This is a genomic window from Streptomyces sp. NPDC020807 (genome assembly GCF_040641575.1).
Classification (GTDB): Bacteria; Actinomycetota; Actinomycetes; order Streptomycetales; family Streptomycetaceae; genus Streptomyces.
Map to the genome: position 1 here is coordinate 272,832 of NZ_JBFADU010000007.1, position 25,070 is coordinate 297,901.

The 25,070-nt window shown below is 72.7% G+C and carries 21 protein-coding genes; 9 read left to right on the top strand and 12 right to left on the bottom strand.

Translation table 11 applies throughout. The features are described 5' to 3' along the window. Nucleotides 1–2: 2 nt before the first annotated feature. From AB0G79_RS14815 to rfbA, 6 genes are all read right to left on the bottom strand, one after another. Nucleotides 3–611 carry a response regulator transcription factor gene (locus AB0G79_RS14815; RefSeq protein ID WP_360805848.1) on the bottom strand — a complete coding sequence of 203 codons (609 nt, stop codon included), beginning with the start codon at nucleotides 609–611 and terminating at the stop codon, nucleotides 3–5. Nucleotides 612–753: 142 nt separating this feature from the next. Continuing rightward, nucleotides 754–1,914 (bottom strand): histidine kinase, encoded by a 1,161-nt coding sequence (locus AB0G79_RS14820; RefSeq protein WP_360805851.1) that lies wholly within the window; start codon nucleotides 1,912–1,914, stop codon nucleotides 754–756. 264 nt (nucleotides 1,915–2,178) lie between these two features. After that, nucleotides 2,179–4,461, bottom strand: coding sequence for a TOMM precursor leader peptide-binding protein (locus AB0G79_RS14825; protein WP_360805854.1), 2,283 nt, complete (start codon nucleotides 4,459–4,461; stop codon nucleotides 2,179–2,181). An 11-nt stretch (nucleotides 4,462–4,472) separates the two neighbouring features. Further along, nucleotides 4,473–4,730 carry a hypothetical protein gene (locus AB0G79_RS14830; protein WP_360805857.1) on the bottom strand — a complete coding sequence of 86 codons (258 nt, stop codon included), beginning with the start codon at nucleotides 4,728–4,730 and terminating at the stop codon, nucleotides 4,473–4,475. A gap of 113 nt (nucleotides 4,731–4,843) precedes the next feature. Further along, the gene (rfbB, locus tag AB0G79_RS14835; RefSeq protein ID WP_360805860.1) at nucleotides 4,844–5,845 is read right to left on the bottom strand and encodes a dTDP-glucose 4,6-dehydratase; all 1,002 of its coding nucleotides are present in this window, start codon (nucleotides 5,843–5,845) and stop codon (nucleotides 4,844–4,846) included. 64 nt (nucleotides 5,846–5,909) lie between these two features. After that, nucleotides 5,910–6,806, bottom strand: a complete 897-nt coding sequence (gene rfbA / locus AB0G79_RS14840) for a glucose-1-phosphate thymidylyltransferase RfbA (protein ID WP_360805863.1) — start codon at nucleotides 6,804–6,806, stop codon at nucleotides 5,910–5,912. A 417-nt stretch (nucleotides 6,807–7,223) separates the two neighbouring features. Here rfbA and AB0G79_RS14845 point away from each other — a divergent pair, with 417 nt between their 5' ends. The 5 genes from AB0G79_RS14845 (at nucleotide 7,224) to AB0G79_RS14865 (ending at nucleotide 13,861) form a co-directional block, all read left to right on the top strand. Further along, nucleotides 7,224–8,714 (top strand): DHA2 family efflux MFS transporter permease subunit, encoded by a 1,491-nt coding sequence (locus AB0G79_RS14845; RefSeq protein ID WP_360805866.1) that lies wholly within the window; start codon nucleotides 7,224–7,226, stop codon nucleotides 8,712–8,714. 193 nt (nucleotides 8,715–8,907) lie between these two features. After that, nucleotides 8,908–10,077 (top strand): nucleotide disphospho-sugar-binding domain-containing protein, encoded by a 1,170-nt coding sequence (locus AB0G79_RS14850; protein WP_360805869.1) that lies wholly within the window; start codon nucleotides 8,908–8,910, stop codon nucleotides 10,075–10,077. A gap of 213 nt (nucleotides 10,078–10,290) precedes the next feature. After that, a complete protein-coding gene (locus tag AB0G79_RS14855) occupies nucleotides 10,291–11,679 on the top strand; it encodes an NDP-hexose 2,3-dehydratase family protein (protein WP_360805872.1) in 1,389 nt (462 codons plus the stop codon). A gap of 94 nt (nucleotides 11,680–11,773) precedes the next feature. Next, on the top strand, nucleotides 11,774–12,823 hold the full coding sequence (locus tag AB0G79_RS14860) for an NAD-dependent epimerase/dehydratase (protein WP_360805875.1): 1,050 nt from the start codon (nucleotides 11,774–11,776) through the stop codon (nucleotides 12,821–12,823). 51 nt (nucleotides 12,824–12,874) lie between these two features. After that, the gene (locus AB0G79_RS14865; RefSeq protein ID WP_360805878.1) at nucleotides 12,875–13,861 is read left to right on the top strand and encodes an aldo/keto reductase; all 987 of its coding nucleotides are present in this window, start codon (nucleotides 12,875–12,877) and stop codon (nucleotides 13,859–13,861) included. A gap of 103 nt (nucleotides 13,862–13,964) precedes the next feature. Here AB0G79_RS14865 and AB0G79_RS14870 read toward each other — a convergent pair whose 3' ends face one another. Further along, nucleotides 13,965–14,663, bottom strand: a complete 699-nt coding sequence (locus AB0G79_RS14870; RefSeq protein WP_360805881.1) for a hemerythrin domain-containing protein — start codon at nucleotides 14,661–14,663, stop codon at nucleotides 13,965–13,967. Nucleotides 14,664–14,856: 193 nt separating this feature from the next. Between AB0G79_RS14870 and AB0G79_RS14875 the strand changes: the two genes are divergently transcribed. The 4 genes from AB0G79_RS14875 to AB0G79_RS14890 all read left to right on the top strand — a co-directional run bounded on the left by AB0G79_RS14875 (nucleotide 14,857) and on the right by AB0G79_RS14890 (nucleotide 17,986). Further along, nucleotides 14,857–15,276, top strand: a complete 420-nt coding sequence (locus tag AB0G79_RS14875) for an ester cyclase (protein WP_360805884.1) — start codon at nucleotides 14,857–14,859, stop codon at nucleotides 15,274–15,276. Nucleotides 15,277–15,355: 79 nt separating this feature from the next. Next, nucleotides 15,356–15,985 (top strand): dTDP-4-dehydrorhamnose 3,5-epimerase family protein, encoded by a 630-nt coding sequence (locus AB0G79_RS14880; protein WP_360805887.1) that lies wholly within the window; start codon nucleotides 15,356–15,358, stop codon nucleotides 15,983–15,985. A 244-nt stretch (nucleotides 15,986–16,229) separates the two neighbouring features. Beyond that, on the top strand, nucleotides 16,230–17,048 hold the full coding sequence (locus tag AB0G79_RS14885; RefSeq protein ID WP_360805890.1) for an AfsR/SARP family transcriptional regulator: 819 nt from the start codon (nucleotides 16,230–16,232) through the stop codon (nucleotides 17,046–17,048). Nucleotides 17,049–17,065: 17 nt separating this feature from the next. Further along, a complete protein-coding gene (locus AB0G79_RS14890) occupies nucleotides 17,066–17,986 on the top strand; it encodes a nucleotide disphospho-sugar-binding domain-containing protein (protein ID WP_360805893.1) in 921 nt (306 codons plus the stop codon). A gap of 118 nt (nucleotides 17,987–18,104) precedes the next feature. Here AB0G79_RS14890 and AB0G79_RS14895 read toward each other — a convergent pair whose 3' ends face one another. The 5 genes from AB0G79_RS14895 to AB0G79_RS14915 form a co-directional block, all read right to left on the bottom strand. Next, complete coding sequence (locus AB0G79_RS14895; protein WP_360805896.1) at nucleotides 18,105–18,986, bottom strand: ester cyclase; 882 nt, start codon at nucleotides 18,984–18,986, stop codon at nucleotides 18,105–18,107. A 50-nt stretch (nucleotides 18,987–19,036) separates the two neighbouring features. Beyond that, a complete protein-coding gene (locus AB0G79_RS14900) occupies nucleotides 19,037–20,278 on the bottom strand; it encodes an FAD-dependent monooxygenase (protein WP_360805899.1) in 1,242 nt (413 codons plus the stop codon). Nucleotides 20,279–20,381: 103 nt separating this feature from the next. Next, nucleotides 20,382–21,380, bottom strand: a complete 999-nt coding sequence (locus AB0G79_RS14905; RefSeq protein ID WP_360805902.1) for an aldo/keto reductase — start codon at nucleotides 21,378–21,380, stop codon at nucleotides 20,382–20,384. 99 nt (nucleotides 21,381–21,479) lie between these two features. Continuing rightward, the gene (locus tag AB0G79_RS14910; RefSeq protein WP_360805905.1) at nucleotides 21,480–22,577 is read right to left on the bottom strand and encodes a 3-oxoacyl-[acyl-carrier-protein] synthase III C-terminal domain-containing protein; all 1,098 of its coding nucleotides are present in this window, start codon (nucleotides 22,575–22,577) and stop codon (nucleotides 21,480–21,482) included. Next, complete coding sequence (locus tag AB0G79_RS14915; RefSeq protein ID WP_360805908.1) at nucleotides 22,574–24,955, bottom strand: beta-ketoacyl-[acyl-carrier-protein] synthase family protein; 2,382 nt, start codon at nucleotides 24,953–24,955, stop codon at nucleotides 22,574–22,576. The genes AB0G79_RS14910 and AB0G79_RS14915 overlap by 4 nt, the downstream gene beginning before the upstream one ends. Nucleotides 24,956–25,070: the final 115 nt, after the last annotated feature.

A 25,070-nucleotide genomic window follows, 5' to 3' on the forward strand; every position in this document is an offset into this window, starting at 1 on the left:
GGTCACACGAGCCAGCCCGATTCGCGGGCGATGCGGATGGCGTCGACGCGGTTGCGGGCGTTCAGCTTGGTGACGACCGTGGTGAGGTAGTTGCGTACGGTGCCGACCGACAGGTGCAGCTGGGCGGCCATCTCCTGCGGTTCGGAGCCCTGCGCGGCCATCTGCAGCACCTCGGTCTCCCGTATCGTCAGCGGGCTCTCGCTGCCGCCCCAGGCGGCCAGGGCCAGTTGCGGGTCGATGACCCGCTGCCCGGCGGCGATGCGCCGCACGGCCTGGGCGAGGTCGCTGGGCGGGGCGTCCTTGAGGAGGAACCCCGACACGTGCGCGGACATCGCCCGGCGCAGCGTGCCGGGCCGGCCGAGGCTGGTGAGGATCAGGGTGCGGCACTCCGGCAGCCGCTCGTGGAGGAGTTCGGCCGCGCTCAGCCCGTCCATGCCGGGCAGGTCGATGTCGATGATGGCCACGTCCGGCCGGTGCTCGCGCGCCAGGCCGAGGATCTGGTCGCCGCGTTCGAGCTCGGCGACCACTTCGAGGTCGTCCTCCAGATTGAGCAGGGCCACCAGGGCGCCACGGACCATGTGCATGTCTTCGGCCAGGAGGATCCGGATCATCGTCGCCGTCCACCGTTCTTTCACTTACGGGAAACTTGTCGGACCAGCCGCTGACAAGGCTGCTTGCGCCACGCGGCTCACGGGCCGCGGCGAAAAAGGGGGGGAATGCGGGGAGGGGAAGGGAGCGCGAAGGGGGGCGGGGTCAGGCCGGTGTGCGGGCCGACGGCTCGTGCTGCCTGACCGGCGCCCGGGCCGTGAGCCGGAACAGCTCCTCCGCCTCGCCGCTGTCGGCGGGGGAACAGGTACCGCCCTGCGCGGTCAGCCGGCCGCCGATGTCCTCCAGGCGCCGCTTGAGGTTGCCCAGGCCGCTGCCGCTGTGCGGGGACGGCGGGTGGGAGCCGGCGACCAGGCCGTCGTTGGCGATCGACAACGTGACGACGTCGTCCTCGACACTCGCCGATATCCAGCAGCGTTCGGCCTTGGAGTGCCGCAGCAGATTGGTGACGCCCTCACGCAGCACGGTGGCCAGGACGGTGGACGTCACCCGGCCCAGATGGTCGATGGCGTCCTGGGTGTCGACGCTCACGTCGATGTCGGCGGCGGCCAGGACCGACTGGGCGGAGGTCAGTTCGGAGGCCAGGGACATCTCCCGGTAGCCGCTCGCCACCCGCCGCACGTCCGCCAGCGCCTGACGGGAGACGACGAGGACCTCGTCGACCTCCTCGCACGCCCGGTCCGGGTTGGCGGGGATGAGACGGCGGATCAGCTCGCTCTTGAGCGTCACCGCCGACAGGCTGTAGCCGAGCAGGTCGTGCAGGTCCCTGGAGAACCGTAACTGCTCGTTGCTGACGGCCAGCCACGCCAGGTCCGCGCGGGCCTTGTGGAGCTGGTCGACCAGCCCCGTCAGACGGCTCAGACCGTAGACGACCAGCCCCGTCAGCGCCGTCGTCTGCGCCAGGTAGGCGATGTCGACGACCCCGCGCCCGCCCAGGACACCGGTGGCGGCCATGCTCAGCGCCGTCAGCCCGTACAGCGTCCAGCCCGCCGCCCCGGTCCGCAGGACCAGCAGCACCGACCCGGCGAAGAACCCGGCCATCGCGCCCCAGTACACCCCGAACCACACCAGCGGCAGGTACGTCAGCACGCCCTGCGCGGCCAGGGTCAGCATGTTGGTGCGGGTGCGCGCCGTGTCGATGCCGGGCGCCGAGTGCCGTAACTGCAGCAGGAACACCAGCGTCAGGCAGACCACCGCCAGACCCAGGCCGTACGCGTCGAGCGACAGGGAGAGCAGGTTGAGGAACGTGATCCCCAGATAACAGCCCAGCGCGGCCAGCAGAATGCCCCGCGCGGTCCTGGTGGCCACACTGCCCTGGTCCCGCGAGGACCCGGCATGCGACGGGGATCTGTCCGGACCGGCGCCGTCCATTTCTCGTCTCCCCCTGATTTCTCGACGAAAATCCGAACAACAGGCCGCCATTCTAAGCAGGTTGGATGATCTGCGGGATCAACCCGTACGGGTGCGTCGCCGCCCCGCCGCAAAGGCCGGGGCGGACGGTCCGCACCACGGGCACGCCGCACGCGCACCACCGGGGCACCGGGGGAGCACCACCGGGGTGCCGGGGGAGCCTCAGACGAACAACGGGATCGGGTTCAGAGCCTCGTACGCGGTGGGCCGCTCCAGCCTTCCCAGCGCCACCGGCACGTCGAACAGACGGCCCGGCGCGTAGCGGGCCCAGAAGTGCCGCAGCCCCGGAACGATCACCTTCACCACCGGCATCCCGATGTCCGGCCGCGTCTGGTCCAGCGCGAGGAGCTCGAGCCCCTTGCCCGCCAGCAGCGAGGTGATCGCCGTGACGTCGTCCAGGAGATCGTCACGCACCTCGTACGCCCAGCTCGCCGGCGTCCTCGCCGAAACCGCCGGATCCGGCGCCAGATAGGGCTGGTTGGCGACGGTCGCCTGCCGCCACCAGCGCACCGGCAGCGGATCGGTGATGCCGTACCCGCCACCGGGACGGTCCCGGTTGACGGCCGGAAGCAGCTGCCCCGCCTCGGTCAGCGCCCGCCGCAGCGCCACGGCCGGGTCGAAGTGCGCCCCGAACCCGAACACGATGTCCTCCGTCGGCCCCTCCACCCGCCGCGACAGCGCCACGATCGCGGGAATCCCCAGATCCGAGGTGAGGTCCAGCGCCCACAGCTCACGGCCCAGCCGCTGGTGCCCCTCACGGATCCGCCCGATGTACGGCTCGTGGAAGGAATCCAGGTCGATGCCCGGCTGCGCCGTCCGGTTGTACCACCACAGGGCCACCGCGTCGCGCTCCACCAGCTCCATGAACCCCTGCAGCAGCGCGTCCTCCGGACTGCTGCCGGCCGCGTTGCCGTTGGAGTCCGCGTACGGGCCCGGCGCGCCGGCGGTCGCGGAGAAGTACAGCATCGAGGTGGGCAGCAGCCGCTGGCGCCGCTCGGTCAGCGACCACACCGGCGTCCACTCCACCGGCCGCGAGGCGTCGAACGGCTCGGGCACGTGGTGGAACGGCGAACCCGACCGGTTCCACCGCTCCCGCTCCCGGAACTGCCGCTCCGCGTACAACTGGCAGGCGTTGGGGTGCAGCGCCTGCTCGCCCAGGCCCCGCAGGCTGTCGACGACGACCGGCTCGTCACCGTGCCGGGTGCCGGAGTACCGCTCCACCGCCTCGCACAGCGCGCTGGTACGGGCCTCGGTGTCCGTCAGCCCCTTCCCGCCGCTCTGCGAGCGCAGCCCGGCCGGACCGCGGTCCCGCATCGCCAGGTTGTGCCCCGACACGTAGGTGGTGGCGAACTCCGGCGCGCCGGGGGAGGGCTCCAGGTGCGGCACGATCCCGGTGATCGGGCTCACCAGGTGCTGGTGGCGCTTGAGGAGCTGGTCCGGGCTGAGCGCCCGGTGGTCCCCGCCGTGCCCGGCCTTGGGCCGCGACACCGGCACGAACGGCGCCGCCACCCGCCGGCCCGTCAGACCGCTCACCCCGCACGAGGGGCACTGCGGGATCCGGGACACCGTGTGCACCCGCGTCTGCAGGGTCAGCGTGTCGACGGTGCGGACCGAGCCCTGGTCCGCGTAACGCAGCCCCGCCAGCCACTTCGCCGCCTCCAGGACCGCGCTCTGCGCGGCCATCACCCGCCCCGCCTGCAGCGACGCGGCCGGCCGCAGCAGTGGCCGGTCAAGGCCCAGAGCCCGCTGGAGCGGCCGGTCGTAGCCGCGGTGCTGCTCGAGCCGGTAGGCCAGGCACGACCAGCACGGCCCCTCACCGGGCCGGAAGAACGGACCGATCCACGGCTCGAACCCGCACAGCCGCGTCAGCAGCCACGGCCTGCCCGCCGCCCGGTGCTCCGCGTCGACCCGCTCCAGCTCGGGGGAGAGGTAGTCGTCGCACAGCACCAGCGTCAGATCGGTGTCGGAGTCGGTGACGCTGAGCCCGGACTCGACGCTCGCCGCCAGCACCGGGCCCGCGTCGACACCCGCCAGCGGAAGGACCCGAAGCCGCGACCCGTCCAGACCCGCCGCGGCCCGCGCCCCGTCCAGACCCGCCAGGTCCCAGTACGCCTCGGCGACCGGATCACGGCCCGTCGCCGCCCGCCCGGGACGGTCGAACCGCAGCAGCCCCGCGTCACACAGCAGCCGCAGCCCGTCCTCCGCCTCCTGACGCGTCAGCGCCGGCGCCGCCGCGGCCAGCACCTCGGCCGGCGACCGGGTGCCGTCCAGCAGCGGGACCAGCACATCGGCCAGCAGACCGTGCAGCGTGGTGACACCCTGACGGGAGACCAGATACGTCGCCTCACCCGGAACGGTCGCCGGACGCAGATGATGCCGGAAACCCACCAGGCTCGAAACGTCCCGGAAGAAGGCCCGCCCGGCCTGCGCGGAGAGGGGGGACACCGACTCAGGTGTCATATCCAGGCCCCCCCGACCGCGTCGCCCTCGACACCCGCGAACGCCGCGGCCGAGGCGAAACCGGTGGGGGGCGGGCCGGCGCACAGGGTGAACGAGGCGGCGCCCGGCACCGCCGGCGAGGGCGCCGCGCACAGCGTGAACAACGCGGTCGACCCGAAGGCATGGTCAGGGAGTTCGACCACGAGGAACGGACGCGCGGGAGCCTGCGGGGTCATGCGCGCCGGGACGGAGACGGTGGCACTGGCGTGGCTCATCGGAGAAGGTCCTCACTGACGCGATCGGCTGGTGCTCCAATGGCCAGGATTCTTCGTGAGCCAGTGAGGTGACGGACAGTGTCGCCTTCACCGGTGGCGGGTGAAGTTCTCACTCAACCGGAGCTCCCACCTCCGTCGGCCTCCCCCTTCAAAGGCTCCCACCAATCACGGTTCTCGCGATACCACTGAACAGTTTCGGCCAGCCCCTCCTCGAAACTCTTCCGCGGCTTGTACCCCAGCTCCCGACGGATCTTCGAGCAGTCCACCGAATACCGCCGGTCATGACCCTTGCGGTCCGCGACGTACTCGACACTGTCCTCCCAGGTCGCCCCGCACGCCGCGAGCAGCAGCCCGGTCAGCTCCCGGTTCGACAGCTCCGTACCGCCCCCGATGTTGTACACCTCGCCCGCCCGGCCCCGCGTCCGCACCAGCTCGATGCCCTGTACATGGTCATCGATATGCAGCCAGTCACGGACATTGCCACCGTCCCCGTACAACGGCACCTTCCGGCCGTCCAGGAGCCGCGTCACGAACAACGGGATGAGCTTTTCAGGGAAGTGGTGGTGCCCGTAGTTGTTCGAGCAGCGCGTCACCCGCACGTCCAGACCATGAGTCCGGTGGTACGACAGCGCGATCAGGTCACTGGACGCCTTCGACGAGGAATACGGCGAATTCGGGCTCAGCGGATCACTCTCCGGCCATGAACCCTCCTCGATCGACCCGTACACCTCGTCCGTCGACACGTGCACGAACACCTCGACACCCGCACGGTGCGCCGCGTCCACGAGCGTGTGCGTGCCCACCACGTTCGTCCGCACGAACTCCGCACCGCCGTCGATCGACCGGTCCACATGCGACTCCGCCGCGAAGTGCACCACCTGGGCGTGCTCCGCCATCAGCTTGTCGACCAGCTCCGGATCGCAGATGTCACCCTGCACGAACGAGAACTGCGGATGCGCCCGCACCTCCTCGAGGTTGGCCGGATTCCCCGCGTACGTCAGCTTGTCCAGAACGGTCACCGACACGTCCCCCGGACCGTCCGGTCCCAGGACCGTCCGCACGTAGTGCGAGCCGATGAACCCCGCCCCGCCCGTCACCAGAACACGCGTCGTCATGACACGCCCGCCCGGTCGCAGCCCGGGACAGCAGGTCGTATCGCATCCATCGGTCGTTCCCCTCTCACGCTACGCGGACGGTCGGCATCGGACGGTGGCGGGCGGCGACCTCGGAGACGTACTCCCCGTACGCCGTCCCCGCCATCTCCTCACCGAGCCGCCGGCACTGCTCGGTGGTGATGAACCCGCGGTTCAGCGCCACCTCCTCGACACAGGCGATCCACACGCCCTGCCGCTGCTCCACCAACTGCACGTACTGCGCCGCCTGCAGCAGCGAGTCGTGGGTCCCCATGTCCAGCCAGGCGAACCCGCGCCCCAGCTCCGTCAGCCGGGCCCGGCCCTGCGCCAGGTACGCCAGGTTCACATCGGTGATCTCCAGCTCGCCCCGCGCCGACGGCGAGAGGTTCTTCGCGATCCCCACCACGTCGCTGTCGTACAGGTACAGCCCCGTCACCGCGATGTCGGACCGCGGATGGACCGGCTTCTCCTCCAGCGACACCAGCCGCCCGTGCGCGTCGACCTCCCCGATCCCGTACCGGTGCGGATCACGCACCCGGTAGCCGAACAGGTGCGCCCCGTCCAGGCGGCGCAGCGCGTCGTCCAGGAGCACCGAGAACCTCGGCCCGTGGAAGATGTTGTCGCCCAGCACCAGCGCGACCTGGTCGTCGCCGATGAAGTCCGCCCCGATCACCAGGGCCTCGGCGATCCCGCGCGGCTGGTCCTGCTCCGCGTACTCGATCCGCAGACCCAGCCGCGAACCGTCCCCCAGCAGGGAACGGAAACTGCCGGAGTGATCCCGCGAGGAGATCACCAGGATGTCCCGGATCCCCGCCAGCATCAGCACCGACAACGGGTAGTAGATCATCGGCTTGTCGTAGACCGGCAGGATCTGTTTCGACAAGGCGCCGGTCAGCGGGCGCAGCCGGGTGCCGCTGCCGCCGGCGAGGATGATGCCCTTCATCGCTCGACGTTCCTCTCTTCTCGGGGGTTGATGCGGCAAGGGGGCCCCACGGCCCGCACGAGTCCCGCAAGCCCGATGGTGTGGCGGCCCGATCGAGCGCCGACGGAGAAGAACTGGAGACCCCGCCCCCCGACAGCCCCCCCGACAGCCCCCCCGAGAGACCCCCGCCCCCCGAGAGACCTCCGGGGCCCCCGAGGACTGCCCGGGGGCGCGCGGGGCGCGCGGGGAGGGCGCTTCGGGGGGCGCGTGCCGGATTCCACCGGCGCTCGAGCACACCTTCCTAGCCTCGGTGCGACGCCCGCGCGGCGTCACCAACGGCACACGGCGCCCCGCTCAGGCACACCGGCGCCGCGTCAACGGCTCACCGACGACCGGCCGTTGTCCCCCCCCCTGGTGGATTCGGAAGGAAAACCCTGAATGAGTACTGACAAGGTCACCGCCGGCGGCGGTGCGGCCGGGGCGGGGAGGTCCCCCGGCCTGGCCACACTGATCACGGCCCTCGCCACCTTCATGGCCGGGCTCGACAACCTGGTGGTCCTCGTTGCGCTGCCCACCATCAGGGACGAACTCGGTGGCAGCCTCGAAGACCTCGAATGGACGGTGAACGCCTACACCCTGTCCTTCGCCGTCCTGATGATGTTCGGCGCCGCCCTCGGCGACCGCTTCGGACGCCGCAAGGTGTTCATCGGCGGCCTGCTGGTCTTCACCGCCGCTTCGGCCGCCGCCGCCATGGCACCGGGCATCGGCGAACTCATCGCCGCCCGCGTCGTCCAGGGCGCCGGCGCCGCCGTCATCATGCCGCTCTCCCTCACCCTGCTCACCAGCGCCGTCCCCGCCGCCAAGCGCGGCGCGGCCCTCGGCATCTACAGCGCGGTCGGCGGCCTCGCCATCGCCGGCGGCCCGCTGGTCGGCGGCCTGGTCACCGAGAACCTGTCCTGGCAGTGGATCTTCTGGATCAACGTGCCCGTCGGCCTCCTCCTCGTCCCCGCCGCCTGGCGCGGACTCGCCGAGAGCCGCGGATCCGACAACCGCCTCGACATCCCCGGCACCCTCCTGGTCAGCACCGGCATCCTCGGCATCGTCTACGGCCTGATCCGCGCCAACGGCCACGAAGGCTGGGGCGCCCCCCTCGTCATCGGCCCCATGATCGCCGGCGTCGTCCTCGTCGCCGCGTTCGTCGTCTACGAACAGCGCTCCAGCGCCCCCATGCTCCCCATGCGCATGTTCCGCAACCGGGCCTTCAGCGCCGTCAACGCCGGCGGCCTGCTCCAGGCCTTCGCCATGTACGGCGTCGTCTTCCTCATCACCCAGTTCATGCAGAACATCCAGCACATGTCGCCGACCGAGGCGGGCGTGCGGATGCTGCCGTGGACCGCCATGCCCCTGCTGATCGCACCCGTCGCCGGCATCATGTCCGACAAGATCGGCGGACGGCCCGTCGCCGTCTTCGGACTCGCCCTGCTCGCCGCCGGCTTCGCCTACTGGGCGCTCGTGATGAGCCCCGACTCCTCCTACGTCGAGCAGCTCCCCGGCTACCTCCTCGGCGGAGTCGGCGTCGCCTGCTTCTTCGCCCCGCTCATCAACCTCACGATGAGCTCGGTCGACGTCGCCGAACAGGGCATCGCCTCGGGCTCCACCTCCGCCATGCGCGAGCTCGGCGCCGCCCTCGGCGTCGCCGTCCTCACCAGCGTCTTCACCCACAACGGCGGCTACGCCTCCGGGCAGAACTTCGTCGACGGCTTCGTGCCCGCCCTCTGGGTCGGCGCCGCCGCCATGGCCGTCGCCGCCGTCGCGATGCTCTTCGCCACCCGGCCCGCCGGCCAGACAGAGCAGGACGACACCGACCCGGGCACCGCGGACACCGCGGCGGCCACGAGCGCCGAACCGGTCACCTCCGGCGCCCGCTGACCCCGCCCCGCACACCGGCGACCCGCGGCCCGACACGACCCCACCTGTCGGGCCGCGGTCCGTCCCCCCCCACACACACAAACGCACACACGCACACACGCACACGCACGCACGTGGACGCGTACGCACGCCACCCGGCTCGGGCCCCCTGCCCCGGCCCCCTCCCCGCCCCGGCAGAAAGGCCGCGCACGACATGAAGGTCCTCTTCGCAAGCCTCGGAAACTACGGCCACGTCTTCCCCCTCATACCGCTCGCCCAGGCGGCGCACGAGGCCGGACACGAGGTCTGGTTCGCCACCCACGCCCAGTTCCACCCCACCGTCGAGAAGGCCGGCCTGCGGCCCGTCGCCGCCGGCCTGACCGTCCCCGAGGCGTTCATCGAGGCCGCCGGCGGCCAGGCGTTCCTCGACGCCAACGGCGGCGACGTCAAGGCCAGCGACATCCCGCCCGAGGTCCTGGCCACCCTCGCCGTCAAGGCGTTCGGCTCCGTCCTGCCGCGCCGCGTCCACGCCGACCTCACGGCCGCCATCGACACCCTCGCACCCGACCTCGTCGTCTACGAGTCCCTCAACCCCGGCGCCGCGTTCGCCGCCGCCGCCACCGGCGTGCCCGCCGTCGCCCAGTCCATCGGCCCCGCCACGCACAACCCGCAGATCGTCGCCGAACTCTTCGCCACCGCCGCCGACCTCGGCGTCGCCGGCAAGCTCGGCCACGACGCCGCCCTGGGCAACCCGTACATCGACATCTGCCCGCCCGCCGTGCAGAACCCCGACTTCCTCGCCTCCGGCGTCCACATCATCCCGCAGCGCCCCACCCCCTACGGCGAACCCGGCGAGCTGCCCGCCCACGTCACCCAGGGAACGAACCCCCTCGTCTACCTCAGCTTCGGCACCGTCGTCACCTCCGCGCAGCGCCTGCGGACCGTCATCGACGGCCTGCTGCCCCTCGACGTCCGCGTCCTGGTCGCCACCAGCTCCCTGGTCGACCCCGCCGACCTCGGCGACCTCCCCGACCACGTCACCGCCCTGCCCTGGGTCCCGCAGGCCGAGGCACTGCGCCACGCCGACGTCGTCATCCACCACGGCGGCCACGGCACCACCCTGACCACCCTCGCCGCCGGCCTGCCCCAGCTGATCCTGCCCGCCGAGGGCGACGGCTTCGGCAACGCGCCCGCCGTCCGCGCCACCGGAGCCGGCCTCACCCTCGTCGGCGACGAGGTCACCTCCGAGGCCGTCACCGACCGCGTCCGGGCCCTGCTGACCGACCCCGCCCACCAGGACGCGGCCCGCGCCCTCGCCCAGGACATCGCGGCCCTGCCCGGCCCGGCCGACACCGTCGCCCGCTTCGCCGAGTTCACCGGCTGACCCCACCCCCGTACGCACCACGCACCACCCGTACGCGGACACGACACGCACGGCCGTGCCCCGCGCCCCACAGCGAGCGCGGGGCACCGCCATACCCCCCCCGCGGGTCGTCCCGCGGGGCTCCAGCCGAGCCCGAGGCAGCAGCGAGGACCCCGCCCTAGCGTTCGCAACGAACCGGCCACCGCGCCCGTACCGTCGAAAGGAAACAGCCAGATGCAGCCCGAGGTGAACGGCGCCGACGACTTCCTCGCGTCCGCGCTGGTGTCGAAGTCCCCGCTGACCCCCGACGCAGGCGCCTTCCTCATGGAACGGGAGGAATCCGCCTCCTACGACGTCGAACGCGTGCCCCTGGCCGCCCTGCCCAACTGGCACCTCGGCGACCGCCTCACCCGCTCCGACGGCAAGTTCTTCACCGTCGAGGGACTCTCCGTCCGCACCGACTTCGGACCCCTCGCCCAGTGGTCCCAGCCCATCATCGTCCAGCCCGAGATCGGCATCCTCGGCATCATCGTCAAGCGGTTCGACGGCGTCCTGCACTTCCTCATGCAGGCCAAGATGGAACCGGGCAACACCGCCTTCGTCCAGTACGCCGCGACCGTCCAGGCCACCCAGAGCAACTACCGGCGCGTCCACGGCGGCAGGGCCACCCCCTACCTGGAGTACTTCCTCGAAGGCACCCGCCGGCGCGTCCTGTTCGACCAGCTCCTGTCCGAACACGGCTTCTGGTACCTGAACAAGAGAAACCGCAACATGATCGTCGAGGTCCCCGAGGACGAGGACGTCACCGTCGAGGACGACTTCACCTGGCTCACCCTCGGCCAGCTGCGCCACCAGCTCCAGCTCGGCAACCGCGTCAACATGAACGCCCGCACCGTGCTGTCCGGCATAGCCTACGGAAACGGCGACGGCACCCGCCCCTCCTACGCCGAGCAGCCCGACGCCTTCCACGCCGACCTCCTGGCCTCCCACCACACACCGTTCACCGACACCCACCTCGCCGCCACGCTGACCTGGCTCTTCGACCAGAAGGCCACCTACAGCCTCGACGTGCGCCGCACCAGCCTCGCCGACATGGACGAGTGGATCTGCGACGACGACAGCATCCGCCACCGCGACGGCCGCATCTTCGACATCATCGGCATGTCGGTCAAGGCCACCAGCCGCGAGGTCGGCACCTGGTACCAGCCCATGCTCGAACCCCGACCCGACAACGCCGTCGCCCTCATCTGCCAGCGCCGCGGCGGCGTCCTGCACTTCCTGCTCCAGGCCACCGTCCAGCCCGGCCTGACCGACCGCCTCGAACTCGGCCCCACCATCCAGTTCTCCCCGGGCTACCACCGCGGCCCCCAGGACTTCCCCCCGCTCACCCCCTACCTCGACGCCCCCGCCTCCTGGACCCGGCTGGACACCATCCAGTCCGAGGACGGCGGCCGCTTCTCCCAGGCCGACACCCGCCACCTCGTCGTCGAGATACCCGAGGACCACACCCTGGAGGCACCGGAGAACTACCGGTGGCTCACCCTCGGCCAGCTGGGCCACCTCACCCGCTTCGGCTACCACGTCAACGTCGAGGCCCGCAGCCTCGCCGCCTGCCTGCTGTAACCCCCCCCGGGGGGGGGACCGGCACCACCCACCCCACCCCATCCAGGTCCATCCAGGTCCATCCACCCCACCGATCCCTCATGGAGGCACGGGCGTGAGCACCACCACCCAGGCCGAGAACCCCCCGCTCATCGTGGTGCTCGGCGCCGCGGGCTTCGTCGGATCCGCGGTCCTGCGCGAACTCGCCCAACACCCCGTCCGCGTCCGGGCCGTCTCCCGCCGGCCCACCCCCGTCCCCGCCGACGCCCGCGCCCACATCGACGTCGTCCGCGCCGACCTGACCGAACCCGGCCGGATGGCCGCCGCCGTCGCCGGAGCCGACGTCGTCATCCACGCCCTCGCCTTCCTCGAAGGCGCCTCCACCTGGCGCATCGCCGACGGCGACCCCGCCGCCGAACGCGTCCACGTCGGCCTCATGCGCGACCTCCTGCGCACCCTCGCCGACAACACGGACACCGGCACCGGCACCGGCACCGGTACGGGTACGGGCGAGCCGCCCGTCGTCCTGTTCACCGGATCGGTCACCGCCGCCGGCGACTTCGACAAGGACGTCCTCGACGGCACCGAACCCGACCGCCCCAAGGGCTACTACGAACGCCTCAAACTCGAAGCGGAACGCCTGCTGCTCGCCGCCGACGCCGCCGGCACCGTACGCGGCGCCTGCCTGCGCCTGACCACCCTGTACGGCTACAGCGCCGCCTCCACCGCCCGCGACAAGGGCATCGTCTCCACCATGACCCGCCGCGCCGTGGCCGGCGAACCCCTGACGATGTGGCACGACGGATCGGTCCGCCGCGACCTCCTCCACGTCGACGACGTCGCCCGCGCCTTCTGGGCCGCCATCGGCTACATCGACGCCCTCAGGGGCCGGCACTGGCTCGTCGGCACCGGCGACGGCGTCCCCCTCGGCGACGTCTTCACCCGCGTCACCGGCCTCGTCGCCGAACAGACCGGCAAGGACCCCGTCCCCCTGGTCTCCGTCAAACCGCCCGAGTACGCCGAGGTCAGCGACTTCCGCAGCGTCCGCGTCGACTCCTCCGCCTTCCGCGCCGCCACCGGCTGGCAGCCGCGGGTCACCCTCGACGAAGGCCTGCGCTGGACCACACAGTTCTGCACCAGCGGCCGCGAAACCACCGTGTCCTGACCACCCCACCCCTCGTCCCACCCACCCCCGCCCGAACAAGGAGAAGGACGCGTGATCCACACACAGCTGGGCCGTACCGGTCTGCGGGTCAGCAGGCTCGCCCTCGGCACCGTCAACTTCGGCGGCCGGGTCGAGGAACCCGAGGCCCACGACCTCCTGGACCACGCCCTGGACCAGGGCATCAACCTGATCGACACCGCCAACATCTACGGCTGGCGCGTCTACAAGGGCCACACCGAAGAAGTCATCGGCCGCTGGCTCGCGGGCCAGCCCGCCCGCCGCGACCAGGTCGTCGTCACCACCAAGGTCGGCGACCCGATGGGCGAGGGCCCCAACGACCACGGCCTGTCCGCCCGCAACATCGTCGCCTCCTGCGAGGCGTCCCTGCGCCGCCTGGGCACCGACTGGATCGACATCTACCAGATGCACCACCTCGACCGGACCGTCGGCTGGGACGAGGTCTGGCAGGCCATGGACCTCCTGGTCACCCAGGGCAAGGTCCGCTACGTCGGCTCCTCCAACTTCGCCGGCTGGGACATCGCCGCCGCCCAGGAAGCCGCCCGCGCCAGGAACAGCCTCGGCCTGGTCACCGAACAGTGCGCCTACAACCTCGTCACCCGCCACACCGAACTCGAGGTCATCCCCGCCGCCCGCGCCTACGGCCTCGGCCTGTACGCCTGGTCACCCCTGCACGGCGGCCTCCTCAGCGGCGTCCTCGGCAAGATGGCGACCCACTCCGCCGTCAAGTCCGCCCAGGGCCGCGCCCTCGAAGCCCTCGACACCCAGCACGACACCATCGCCGCCTACGAGAAGCTCTGCGCCGACCACGGCCTGGACCCCGCCGTCGTCGGCATGGCCTGGACCCTGTCCCGCCCCGGCGTCACGGGCGTCGTCATCGGCCCCCGCACCCGCCGGCACATCGACGGCGGCATCGAAGCCCTCACCACCACCCTGCCGCCCGCCCTCCTGACCGAACTCGACACCCTCTTCCCCCCGCTCGGCAAGGGCGGCCCCGCCCCCGACGCCTGGCTCACCTGACCCGACCCGCCCCCTCGCCCCGAAACCCCGCTGCCCCGCCGAGCCGAAGCTCGACGGGGCAGCAGCACGTACGAAACCGGCACCACCCGCACCGGCCTTCCTCTCAGGCCGCGGCACGGATCCGGCGCAGCGTACGGGCGTACAGCGGCGGCCCGAACACCTTCCACACCAGCCGCACCGGCGCCGGCACATTGCCCAGCATGACCCGCTGCTCCCGCTCGTCGGCGTCCTCCATCACCATCCCGAAGAACTTCATCAGCTTCGTCTTCGGCGTGTGCAGCGCGAAGTGATCACCCAGCGCGCCGAACTCCTTCGCGGTCAGGAACCGCTCCGCCAACGGCAGCAGGTGCTCCTCCTCGTCGTCGAGGTGCTCCACCAGCACCGCACGGTGCTCCTCGATCGCCGCCACGGCCCGGTCGCGCAGCCCCGCGTCCGCCCCGGGCGCCCACGCCACCACCCGCTCGTGCGCCGCGTCGAGGGTCGCCGCGACCCGCTCGTGCTCGGCCTCCATCCGCTCCACCACCTCCCGCTCGACCCCCACCCGGGCCAGCAGCAGCGGCCACAGCAGCTCGTCCTCACCCCGGTGATGGTTGATCAGACCCGAGCGCAGGTCACCGAAGTGCTCGGCGAGGACCGCGGCCCGCGCCACGTCACCGGGGGCGACGGCGGCGATCATCTCGCCGATCAGCCGCAACTCCCGCCGGAAGGCACGGTGGACGATGCGCATCTCCCCGGCGTCGAACCCGCCGTACCCGGAGTCGGTGCCGGTGGCCGGCGAGGGGCCGTGCGTGGACGAGGCCATGACGTATTCCTCTCGTGAGGGTCCCGGACCGCGGAAGAAGGGGGGCCGGGATCCCTCCCAGCTTGACCCGAGAGCACTCGAGTCCCGCTTGAGCCGCCGCCACCGCACCCTGCTCCAGAGCCGCTCGACCGCCGGCGGCGATGCTTCCCCGCACAGGCACCCCACCCGTTCCAGCCGACCGAGGAAGGTCCCCATGCCGAACAACCACCACGCCCTCGTCCAGAGCTTCGTCGCCATGGTCAACAGCCACGACGTGAGCACCATGGAGGAGCACACCGCGGCCGGGCACATCGACCACAACCCCGGCGTCGCCGACGGCATCGACGCCAACCGCGCCTTCTGGGTCCAGGTCTTCACCGCCTTCCCCGACCTCAAGGCCGTCCTCCACGACGTCATCGGCGAAGGCGACCGCGTCGCCGCCCGCATCGAGTACTCCGCCACCCACCAGGGCCCCTTCCTCGGCATACCGGCCTCCGGCCGGCCGGTGAACTTCCAGTCCATCGACATCTGGCGGGTCGCCGACGGCCTGCTCGCCGAGCACTGGGACCAGCTCAACATGGACGACCTCTTCCGCCAGCTCGGAGCCGACCCCGCCGCCCTCGCCCCCCACTGAGGCGGTGTCCACCGGAGCACGGGCCACGGCATCAGCGCTGCTCCAGCCGGTCTTGAGCGGCGACGACTACCTTCGTCCCATGGAAGTCAGCAGCCTGGAAATCAGCGAACTCGCCCTGCCCGGCGCGTTCCTGCTTTCGCCCCGGGCCGCCCAGGACGAGGTCGTGGTCCGCTACGAGACGTTCCGTCAGGACGACGTCGAGGACGCGACCGGCCGGCCCTTCGCGATCCGGTACAGCGACCTGTCCGCCGCGCGACGCCTGGTCCTGCGCGGCATCCACGGCACCGCCGGCGAGAGCGGCCGCGCCCGGCTGTTCCACTGCGTCAGGGGCTCCTCCCTCCACGTCGTGGTCGACCTGCGGGTCGGATCCCCGGACTACGGCCGGCACGAGATGGTGTGGCTCGACCACCGCGACGCCTGCGGCGTCTTCGTCTCCGAAGGACTCGGCCACGCCTGGCTCGCCCTGGAGGACGACACGGTGATCGCCTGCCACAGCTCCCTGCCGGACACCCCCGGCACCGGCTACACCGTCAGCGCCCTCGACCCCGCCCTCGCCCTGCCGTGGGGGCTCACCGGGGAACCGCTGATGTCCGACGAGGACCTCGCCGCGCCCACCGCGGCCGAGGCCCTCGCCCAAGGGATCCTGCCGGCGTACGAGGACTGCCTCGCGCTCCACGACCGCCCTGGGGACGAGCCCACCGGCACCTGAACGACAAAGCCACCACCCGTCCGGCACCCCCCTTCCCGCCGGACCCCCCGGGGCCCCGCACGCCGCACGGCGCGCGGGGCCCCGCCCTGTCGCCACCCCACCCCCGACCCGGCCCTGTGAATCCTTCACATCGCTGACCAGGACAAAGACACCCGGACAAGCGGGACCGACGCACTGTCAGCGCGAGGCCGCCTCATGGGAGGTTCAAGGTCCGATGACAGAGAGAACCACCCAAGGGGGCAGCATGCGCATCTCTGTTCTGGGGTCTTTGGAAGCCGAGCTCGAGGGCGTCCAGATCCTGCCCACCGCGGCCAAGCCGCGCCAGATCCTGGCCCTGCTCGCCATCTACGCCAACCAGGTCCTGCCGGTCTCCGCGCTGATGGAGGAGATCTGGGGCGACGCCCCGCCCCGCAGCGCGCTCACCACCCTGCAGACCTACATCCTCCAGCTCCGCCGCTGCATGGAAGCCGCACTCGACGGCGAACCCGGGGGCTCCAAGGAACTCCTCCTCACCCGCCACGGCGGCTACCTCCTGCACACCGAGGCCGGCAGCGTCGACGCCCACGAACACGACCGGCTGTCCACCCTCGGCCAGCGCGCCTTCGACCGCGGCGACCACCGCGAGGCCGCGGAACTCTTCCGCGAGGCCCTCGCCCTGTGGCGCGGACCGGCCCTCGTCGACGTCCGCACCGGACCCCTCCTGGAGATCGAGGCCATGCGCCTGGAGGAGAGCCGCCTCGGCGTCCTGGAACGCCGCATCGACGTCGACCTGCGCCTGGGCCGGCACGGCGAACTCCTCACCGAACTCACCGCCCTCGCCGCCCGCCACCCCCTCCACGAAGGACTCCACGCCCAGGCCATGGTCGCCTTCTACCGGGCGGGACGGCCCTCCGCCGCCCTGGACGTCTTCCAGAACCTGCGGACCCGTCTCGTGGAGGAACTCGGCATCGAGCCCTCCCAGCGCCTGCAGCTGCTGCAGCGCGCCGTCCTCGGCAGCGACCCCGCCCTCGACGCCGACATCGACGCCGGCAGCGGACGGGTGCTCGACCGCTTCGCCAGGTAACGGCCCAGGGAGGAACCGTGCGTGTGTTCTTCTCGGCGGGCCACGGCATGCCCGCGGCACTGCGCCTGGTCCTGCTCGCCCGGCAGATGCAGGCGGCCGGGCACGAGGTCCGGTTCTCCGGCCCGGCCCGCGCCCGCCACCGCGCGGCCCGGGCCGGGCTCGTCCCGGTCCTGGCCGCCCCCCAGCGCTTCTCCCGCGCCTGGCGCCCCGACCTCGTCGTCCACGACCCCCTCTCCCCGCCCTCCGCCGCCATGGCGGCCGAAGCGGGCGTCCCCACCCTCGCCCACCTTCCCCACGTCCACGAGCCACTGACGCCCCACCCCACCGTCTGGCTCGACCCCTGCCCCCCCGAACTGCGCGACCGGACCGAACCCGACGCCTGGCCGGTACGCCCCGACGCCTACGAACTGCCGCCACGGCCCGCACCCTGGCTCACCGAACTGCCGCTGCTCCCACGGGTCTGCGTCACCGGGATCCCCAGCGGCACCCGCCCCCGGGACCGGCACCGGGCACGCCTCTTCCACCGGGTCGCCGAAGGCGTCGAAAGCCTCGGCCTGCAACTCGTCGTCCTCAAGGGGGACGACCACCCCTGGAGCGTGGCGCTGCGCGGCAGCGTCGTCGTCGTCCACGGCGGCGACGAGGGCACCGTGTACGCGGCCGCCCGCTACGGCGTCTCCCAGCTGGTGCTGCCGGCGGGGGAGGAGGAACAGCGGGCGGGCAAGCTCCTGGAAAGAGCCGGTGTCGGCATCTGCCTCACCGACGAGGACCTGGCGGGCACCGACAGCATGCTGCGGCTGCGGTTCCACCTCGCCGAGCTCGTCAACGGCGGCCGGGTCCTGCCCGCCGCCGCCCGCCTGGGCACCGCGGTCGCCGACATGCCGCCGCCCGCCTCGCTCGTCCCCGGCATCGAGGCACTGGCGCGCACGCGGACACGTTGACGGGCCCGCACCGCCGGGGGATGTACGGCGCGGGCCCGTCGTTCAGGGACGGTGCCAGTCTGCCGACCCGGCCTGGAGAACGGCTGGACGGCCGGCCGGCCGGCGGACCGGGACCGGGTCAGCTCGACCCGTCGGGCCGGTCCGCGGTCGCCCGCGGCGGCGCCGTCCAGGCCAGCCCGGACACCTCGTAGGAGGTGCCGGGACCGGCCCACGGGTCCTCGCCGTGGATGTCGAGGATCTGCTCGCGCAGCCACTGGTCGAAGGGGTGCGTCGACTCCGCCCACCGCTTGCGGGTCCGCTCCGGGTCCGCCGTCTCGAAGTGCACGATCACGTGGTCCGCCTCAGGCCGCGGGTCGATGCGCAGCACCTCGCCGCTGATCCCCAGCCGCCGCCGCGACGCCTCGTACTCCCGCCGCCGCGGCCCCTGCAGCTCGGCGGTCAGCCGCTCCCACGCCGCGGGCTTGCCCGGCAGCAGCGGCACGGTACGGGTCACCGACCGCGTCCCCTCCGCCGTTCTGCGGCGGCCCTTGCGCGGCGCGAGCAGCCGCATCCCGAGCGCGGCGAACATGTTCGACGACACGCCGTGCTCCCAGCGCTCCGCGATCCGCCCCTCCTCGTCGAACCGCCAGATGACGATGCCGACGGACAGGAACGACCGCCCGGTGGGCGCCATTCCCAGGAGCTCGCCGCGGTGGGTGCCGCGCCAGGTGTTGTGGATGACGACCATGTCCTCGTGCGCGCTGATGTCCTCGATGGTGACGTGGAAGTCGGGGACCGCCTCCCGCAGGGAGGCGATGGTGTACTTCACGCCCTCCAGGCCCTCGGGCGCGCCGGGCAGGCCCGCGTGGTCGACGATGTCCGTCCGGTAGGACGCGTCGGCGACCGCGGTGTCGCCCTGGTTGATGAACTCGGCGAAGACACGCCGGATGGTCGCCTTGTTGCGTTCCTGGACGCTCTCCCACAGGGGGCGTGCCAGGTCGGGGGTGGCCGCGGTGGTCACGACAGCAGTCCTCTCGTCAAAGGGGGGGGCGGGGAAGGGTGCGGAGCCGCTCAGACAGCGGTCACAGCCGCAGTGGCGGGGGCGGGGGCGGGGGTGGTGGCGGGGGTGGGGGACCAGCGGGTGCCGTAGGCGACGTGGTCGCGTTCGGTGGACTGGAAGGTCTTGTTCCAGGTCAGGGCCATCATCCGGTCGCGCAGCCAGACGGCGGCCGGGTTCTTCAGCGAGCCGGCCACCCCGATGCGGTGGGCGAGCAGCTGCATCGGCCGGGTGCGTTCCTGCCGTTCGGCCTCGTAGGCGCGCAGCGCGGCGGGCACGGTCGCGCCGGGGGCGGCGAGGTGTCCGGCGAGGACGAGGCCGTCCTCGATGGCCTGGCAGGCGCCCTGGCCGATGTTGAAGCTCATGGCGTGCGCGGCGTCGCCGAGGAGGGTGACCCGGCCCTGCCCCCACACGGGGTCGGGCTTGCGGTCCAGGACGTCGCCCCGAAGGATGCTGTCGGGGACGGTGGCGGCGAGGATCTTCTCGATCATCGGGTCGCTCCAGCCGGCGTGCCGGGCGCGCAGCATGTCCAGGGTCTGCGCGGGGGTGCCCTCGTCGCGGCCGTTCTGCGGGCCGTCGGCGACGCTCATCCAGTGCACGACGCCCGGCGCGATGTCGTAGTACGTGAAGCGGGTCCCGGGCCCGAACAGGGCCTGGAAGGTGCCGGGCTCGAACTCCTCGGGGCCCAGCTCGGCGTGGCCGCGCCAGGCGATGTAGCCGGTGTAGTCGGGCGGCTGGGGGCCCAGGAGCTGGGCGCGGACGGCGGAGCGGACGCCGTCGGCGCCGATCAGCAGGTCGCCGTCCTCGGAGGTGCCGTCGGCGAAGTGGAGGGTGACCCGGTCGGCGTGCTCGGTGTAGCCGGTGACCTCGGCGCCGGTGACGACGGGCGCGGTCACGGCGTCGCGGAGGATGCCGTGCAGGTCGGAGCGGCCGATGGCGACGGTGGGCTGTCCGTAGCGCTCGACGAACTCGCCGACCGGCCACACGCCGATGGGGCGGCCCGCGGAGGTCGCGAAGTGGCACTCGTCCTGGGCGGGGGCGATCGCGGAGACCTGGTCGGCGACGCCGAGGTGGGCCAGGGCGAGCATGCCGTTGGTCCAGATGTGCAGTCCGGCGCCGCCGTCGCGCAGCTGCGGCGCGCGTTCGAAGACGACGGATTCGATGCCCTGCTGCTGGAGGGCGAGGGCGGTGGCGATGCCGCCGATCCCGCCGCCGGCGATGAGGACGCGGAGGGGCCGAGGGGTGGGTGCGGACATGTCGTTCTCCCGGGGATCGGGGCCGGAGCGGGCGCGAGGGGTGGAGGGGCGAAGACGTGGGGGTGGGGGTGAGGGTGGAGGTGGGGGGTGTGCGGGGGGCGGGTCAGCGGCTGAGGGCGTCCATCTCCGCGTCCGGGTAGCGGTTCCCGGCGGTGATGCCGTACGGGGCGATGGCGTCGATCGCCGCGAGGACGTCGGCGGACAGGGTGAGGTCGGACGCGGACACGTTCTCCTCGAGGTAGGCGCGCCGCTTGGTGCCGGGGATGGCGACGACGTCCTCGCCGCGGGAGAGGACCCAGGCGAGCGCGAGACGGGTGACGGTGGTGTCGGCGGCGGCGGCCAGGTCGCTGAGCCGGTCGACGACGGGGAGGTTCTGCTGGATGTTCTCCTCCTTGAACCGGGGGGCGATGTGCCGGAAGTCCAGGCCCTCGGGGATGTCGGAGGTGCCGCGGATCGTGCCGGTGAGGAACCCGCGGCCGAGCGGGCTGTAGGCCACGAACCCGATGCCCAGTTCGCGCACCGTGTCCAGGACGCCGTTGACCTCGACGTCACGGGTGAACAGCGAGTACTCGGTCTGCACGGCGGTCAGCGGGTGCACGGCGTGGGCGCGGCGGATCGTGGCCGGCCCGGCCTCGGAGATGCCCAGGTGCTTCACCAGTCCGGCCTCCACGAGCCCGGCGAGCGCGCCGAAGCTCTCCTCGACCGGCACGTCGGGGTCGACGCGGTGCAGGTAGTAGAGGTCGAGGTGGTCGGTGCCCAGCCGCCGCAGCGTGCCCTCGACCGAGCGGCGGATGTAGTCCGGGCGGCCGTTCAGCCGCCAGGTCAGCTTGCCGTCGGCGACCTCGTTGCCGACCTTGGAGGCCAGGACCACCTTGTCGCGGCGCCCGGCGACCGCGCGGCCGATCAGCTCCTCGTTGGTGTACGGGCCGTACATGTCGGCGGTGTCCAGCAGGTTGACGCCGAGCTCCAGCGCCCGGTCGATGGTGGCCCGTGCCTCGGCCGCGTCCGCGGTGCCGTAGCCGAACGTCATGCCCATGCAGCCCAGACCCTGCTCGGGGACCTGCAGTCCCTGCGAACCGAGCTTGCGGCGGGTGACGGCCATGTGATGCCTCCTGAGAAGAACGGAAGAGAACGAAAGACGAAGAGGGGCGGGGGAGAGGAACGGGAAACGCGGGAGAGGAAGGGGCGGCCGGTCGGCCGGTCAGGCGGCCGGGGTCGGTGCGCTCCAGGTCAGCGACAGGCCGGTGTACACGTACCGGCTGGCCTCGATGCCGAGGACGACGATCCGGTCACCGGGCTTGATGCGGCCCGACGTCCAGCCCGCGTCCAGGGACAGCGGCACCGCGGCCGAACCGGTGGCCCCGACCTCGGCCAGGTTCTCCACGATCCGCCCGTCGAGCGCCCGGATGTCCTCGGGGGACAGGCCCGCGGAGGCGAACTCGTCGGAGAAGTACTCGGCGTTGCCCTCGGGCAGCACGATCGCGTCGAACTCGCCGAGCGACCGGCCGTCCTTGGCGGCCATCTCCTTCATCGCCCGGACGAACACCTGCGGCCCGAACGTGGTGGTCCCGGGCACGTCGATCTTCATCGTCATCAGCTGGCGCCGGGCCCGCTGCTCGGCCTGCGGCACGTCCGTGCCACCGCCGATGATCTCCATGCCGGGCTTGCGCAGGCCGCCCACGCACGCGTTGACGTACGCGAAGCCCTCCGTGTCCTGCCCGGCCGGCTCGGCCCGCAGCACCACGGCCCCGGCGCCGTCGCCGAACGTGTACAGCGTCAGGCGGTCGCGCATCCGCACGCGGTCGGGCTCCTTGCCGAGGAAGTGCGGGGCGAGGACGGGCGATCCGGCCTCGCTGCCGACGACCAGCGCCGTCCGGGCGGTTCCGTCGGCGAGCTGCCGCCGGGCCAGGTCCAGGGCCTGCACCCAGCCCGCGCACGCCCCGCGGATCTCGATCGCGGCGACGGACTCCAGACCCAGGTAGTGCTGCAGGGTGGTCGCCACGTTCGGCAGCGTGTACTCCGGCGTCGCCGTGCACACCACGATCAGGTCGAGCTCGTCCGGTTCCACCCCGGCCCGGGCGAGGGCCTGACGGGAGGCCTGCTCGGCCATCCGGCTGTTGTTGATGCGGTGTTCGCCGGTGACCGGGTCGATCATCCAGTACCGGGTCCTGACCTGGATGCCGTCGAGGACGTCGTCCGGCAGCGGCCCGACGTACTTCTCCAGCGTGGCGTTGTCGAGCGGTTCACCGGGCACGTAGGCGCCGGTGGACAGGATCTTCACATCGTAGGCGGTGGTCATCGGCCGGACTCCGTTGCAGCCAGGGGGACGGGGGACAGGACGAGCGAGGTGTGGGTGCCGCCGAGGGACGAGGAGTTCACCAGGACCGGGCGGCGGTCGGCGTGTCCGCGCCAGGCGCCGACGGCCAGCACCGCCGACAGGTGGGAGCCCGCGCCGACCGGCTCGCCGAGCACCCGCTTGGGGGCCTCGACACGCACCCGGCCCGCACCGAACACCCGCTCGACGGCGGCCTGTTCGGGCCGGTCCACGGGAGCGAGCCCGGCGGCGCTCGCGAACACCGCCGCCACCTGGTCGGGGGCGACACCGGCCCGGGCCAGAGCCTGGCGCATCGCCCGCTCCACCCCGTCACCGGACGCGTCCCAGCGGCCGATGCCCGCCGCGTCCGACGCCGTCGCGTGCCCCAGCAGCACGGCGTGGACGGGCGCGCCGCGCCGCTCGGCGCTCTCGCGGCGCTCCAGGACCAGCGCGATACCGGCCTCGGCGAGCGTGTAGCGGCGCCCGGCGGCGGAACCGAACAGCGGAATGCTCCGGTAGGCGGCCAGCGTCGCCGGCGAGAACGCCTCCACCGCCGGCACCAGGAGCCGCTCGGCGCGCCCGGCACGCAGCATGTCGTACGCGACGCCCAGCGCGGCGGCGCCCGCCGCGTGCCCGGACGTCAGGGTCGAGGTCGGGCCCTTGGTGCCCAGGGCCATGGCGACGTGGCCGGCCGCGCCGTTGTAGACGGTGTTGGTGAACACGGCCGGGTTCGCCTCGCCCGCGCCCTCCGTCAGCACCGGCAGCGTGAACTGCTCGCCGCTCTCCATCGGCCCGATCGCGGTGCCGAGCACCACACCGGTCGAGGCGAGCACCTCCCCACCACCGGAGCCGTCGGAGCCGTCCAGGCCCGCCGAGGCCAGCGCGGCCCGGCAGGAGGCGACGGCGAGCTGGGAGACCTTGTCCATGCGGCGCCGCTCCCGGGGGGTGCCGGCCGCCGCGCGGTCGAACTCGACCCGCGCCACGCGCAGCCCGTCCTCCACCGCCCCGACCCGCGCACCCCGCCCGTACGCCTCCCACAGCGCCTCGGCGCCCTCACCGGCCGCCGTGATCACCCCGAACCCGGTGACCACGACGTCGTCGGGCCCCGCGGCGGGGGCGGGCGCGCCGCGCCCGCCGGGCCGGGCGAACGCGACGGTGGCGTTGGCCCCGGCGAAACCGAAGTTGTTCGACAGCGCGGCGTCCAGCACCATCGGCCGGCCCGCCCCGGCCACCGGGTCGAGCCCGCAGGCGGGGTCGGCCTCGGTGAACGACGCGGTCGGCGGCGCGACCTGGTCGCGCAGCGCGAGGACCGTGACGATCCCCTCCACCGCGCCGGCCGCACCCAGCAGATGGCCGGTCATCGACTTCGTACTGGACAGCGCGACCTTCTCGGCCGCCGCGCCCAGCGCGGCACGCACCGCGTTGCTCTCCGCCGAGTCGTTCTTCTCCGTCCCCGTGCCGTGCCCGTTGACGTACCGGATGTCGTCGGCGGCCAGGCCCGAGGAGGCCAGCGCCGCCCGGATCGCGCGGGCCGCGCCCTCGCCCTCGGGGTGCGGCGCCGTGGGATGGTGGCCGTCGGCCGACAGGCCGTAGCCGAGGACCTCGGCGAGCACCGGTGCACCGGTGCGCTCGGCCGCCTCCCTCGACAGCAGGACGAGCATCCCGCCGCCCTCGCCGAGCGTGAGGCCCTGCCGGTCCTTCGAGTAGGGCGCCGCGGGCTCCGGGGAGAGCGACCACAGGCTGCTGAACCCGGCGAACGCCGACTCCGTGAAGGCGTCGGCGCCTCCGACGAGCATCGCGTCCGCCGCACCCGACCGGATCACCTCCAGCGCGTGCGCCAGCGCGTGGGCGCTGGCCGCGCACGCCGTGTCGGCACTGAGCACCGGGCCCTTGAGCCCGAACGCCGCCGACAGCGCCTCCGCACCGGCCTGCGGCGGTACGAACGTGTAGCGGCGCCAGTCCGGCTCGCCGCCCTCCCGCACCTCCCGCAGGGCCAGTTCGGCGCTGCGCCAGCCACCGTGACACGTGCCGTACGACACCCCCCAGCGGGTCGCCGGGATGTCCGTGCCGACCCGCAGCCCCGTGCCGGCCATCGCCTCCTCGGCGGCCGCCAGCGCGAAGTCGATCGCCCGGTCCCGCGCGTCGAGTCCGGGGGCGTAGTCGTACGCGGGCGTGCACGGCACGGTGACCTCGCCGCCCACACCGGTCTGGTAGCCGGCCATGGGCAGGCGGCGCACGGGCGAGATCGCCACCCGCCCGGCGCGCACCCCCTCCCACAGGGCCTCGGCCGAACCCCCGTGCGGGGTGATCGCGCCCACGGCCGCGATCACCACGCCGACGGGCTGGTCAGGAACGTCCATCATCCATCGCTTCCTTCTGGGGCGTGTGTCGAAAGTGGCGTCGTCTGCCCGGAGGGCAGGCCCGGCGGTGTCCGGTGCGTGCGATCGCAAGGCGGAGGGTCGCCCCGATACTGGGTGT

Excerpts from the sequence above, each read along its gene's own strand:
- AB0G79_RS14900 (WP_360805899.1), bottom strand. The coding sequence starts at position 20,278 with ATGTCCGCACCCACCCCTCGGCCCCTCCGCGTCCTCATCGCCGGCGGC.
- AB0G79_RS14915 (WP_360805908.1), bottom strand. The coding sequence starts at position 24,955 with ATGATGGACGTTCCTGACCAGCCCGTCGGCGTGGTGATCGCGGCCGTG.
- AB0G79_RS14885 (WP_360805890.1), top strand. The coding sequence starts at position 16,230 with ATGCGCATCTCTGTTCTGGGGTCTTTGGAAGCCGAGCTCGAGGGCGTC.
- AB0G79_RS14815 (WP_360805848.1), bottom strand. The coding sequence starts at position 611 with ATGATCCGGATCCTCCTGGCCGAAGACATGCACATGGTCCGTGGCGCC.
- AB0G79_RS14845 (WP_360805866.1), top strand. The coding sequence starts at position 7,224 with ATGAGTACTGACAAGGTCACCGCCGGCGGCGGTGCGGCCGGGGCGGGG.
- AB0G79_RS14870 (WP_360805881.1), bottom strand. The coding sequence starts at position 14,663 with ATGGCCTCGTCCACGCACGGCCCCTCGCCGGCCACCGGCACCGACTCC.
- AB0G79_RS14905 (WP_360805902.1), bottom strand. The coding sequence starts at position 21,380 with ATGGCCGTCACCCGCCGCAAGCTCGGTTCGCAGGGACTGCAGGTCCCC.
- AB0G79_RS14850 (WP_360805869.1), top strand. The coding sequence starts at position 8,908 with ATGAAGGTCCTCTTCGCAAGCCTCGGAAACTACGGCCACGTCTTCCCC.
- AB0G79_RS14880 (WP_360805887.1), top strand. The coding sequence starts at position 15,356 with ATGGAAGTCAGCAGCCTGGAAATCAGCGAACTCGCCCTGCCCGGCGCG.
- rfbB (WP_360805860.1), bottom strand. The coding sequence starts at position 5,845 with ATGACGACGCGTGTTCTGGTGACGGGCGGGGCGGGGTTCATCGGCTCG.
- AB0G79_RS14855 (WP_360805872.1), top strand. The coding sequence starts at position 10,291 with ATGCAGCCCGAGGTGAACGGCGCCGACGACTTCCTCGCGTCCGCGCTG.
- AB0G79_RS14910 (WP_360805905.1), bottom strand. The coding sequence starts at position 22,577 with ATGACCACCGCCTACGATGTGAAGATCCTGTCCACCGGCGCCTACGTG.
- rfbA (WP_360805863.1), bottom strand. The coding sequence starts at position 6,806 with ATGAAGGGCATCATCCTCGCCGGCGGCAGCGGCACCCGGCTGCGCCCG.
- AB0G79_RS14875 (WP_360805884.1), top strand. The coding sequence starts at position 14,857 with ATGCCGAACAACCACCACGCCCTCGTCCAGAGCTTCGTCGCCATGGTC.
- AB0G79_RS14830 (WP_360805857.1), bottom strand. The coding sequence starts at position 4,730 with ATGAGCCACGCCAGTGCCACCGTCTCCGTCCCGGCGCGCATGACCCCG.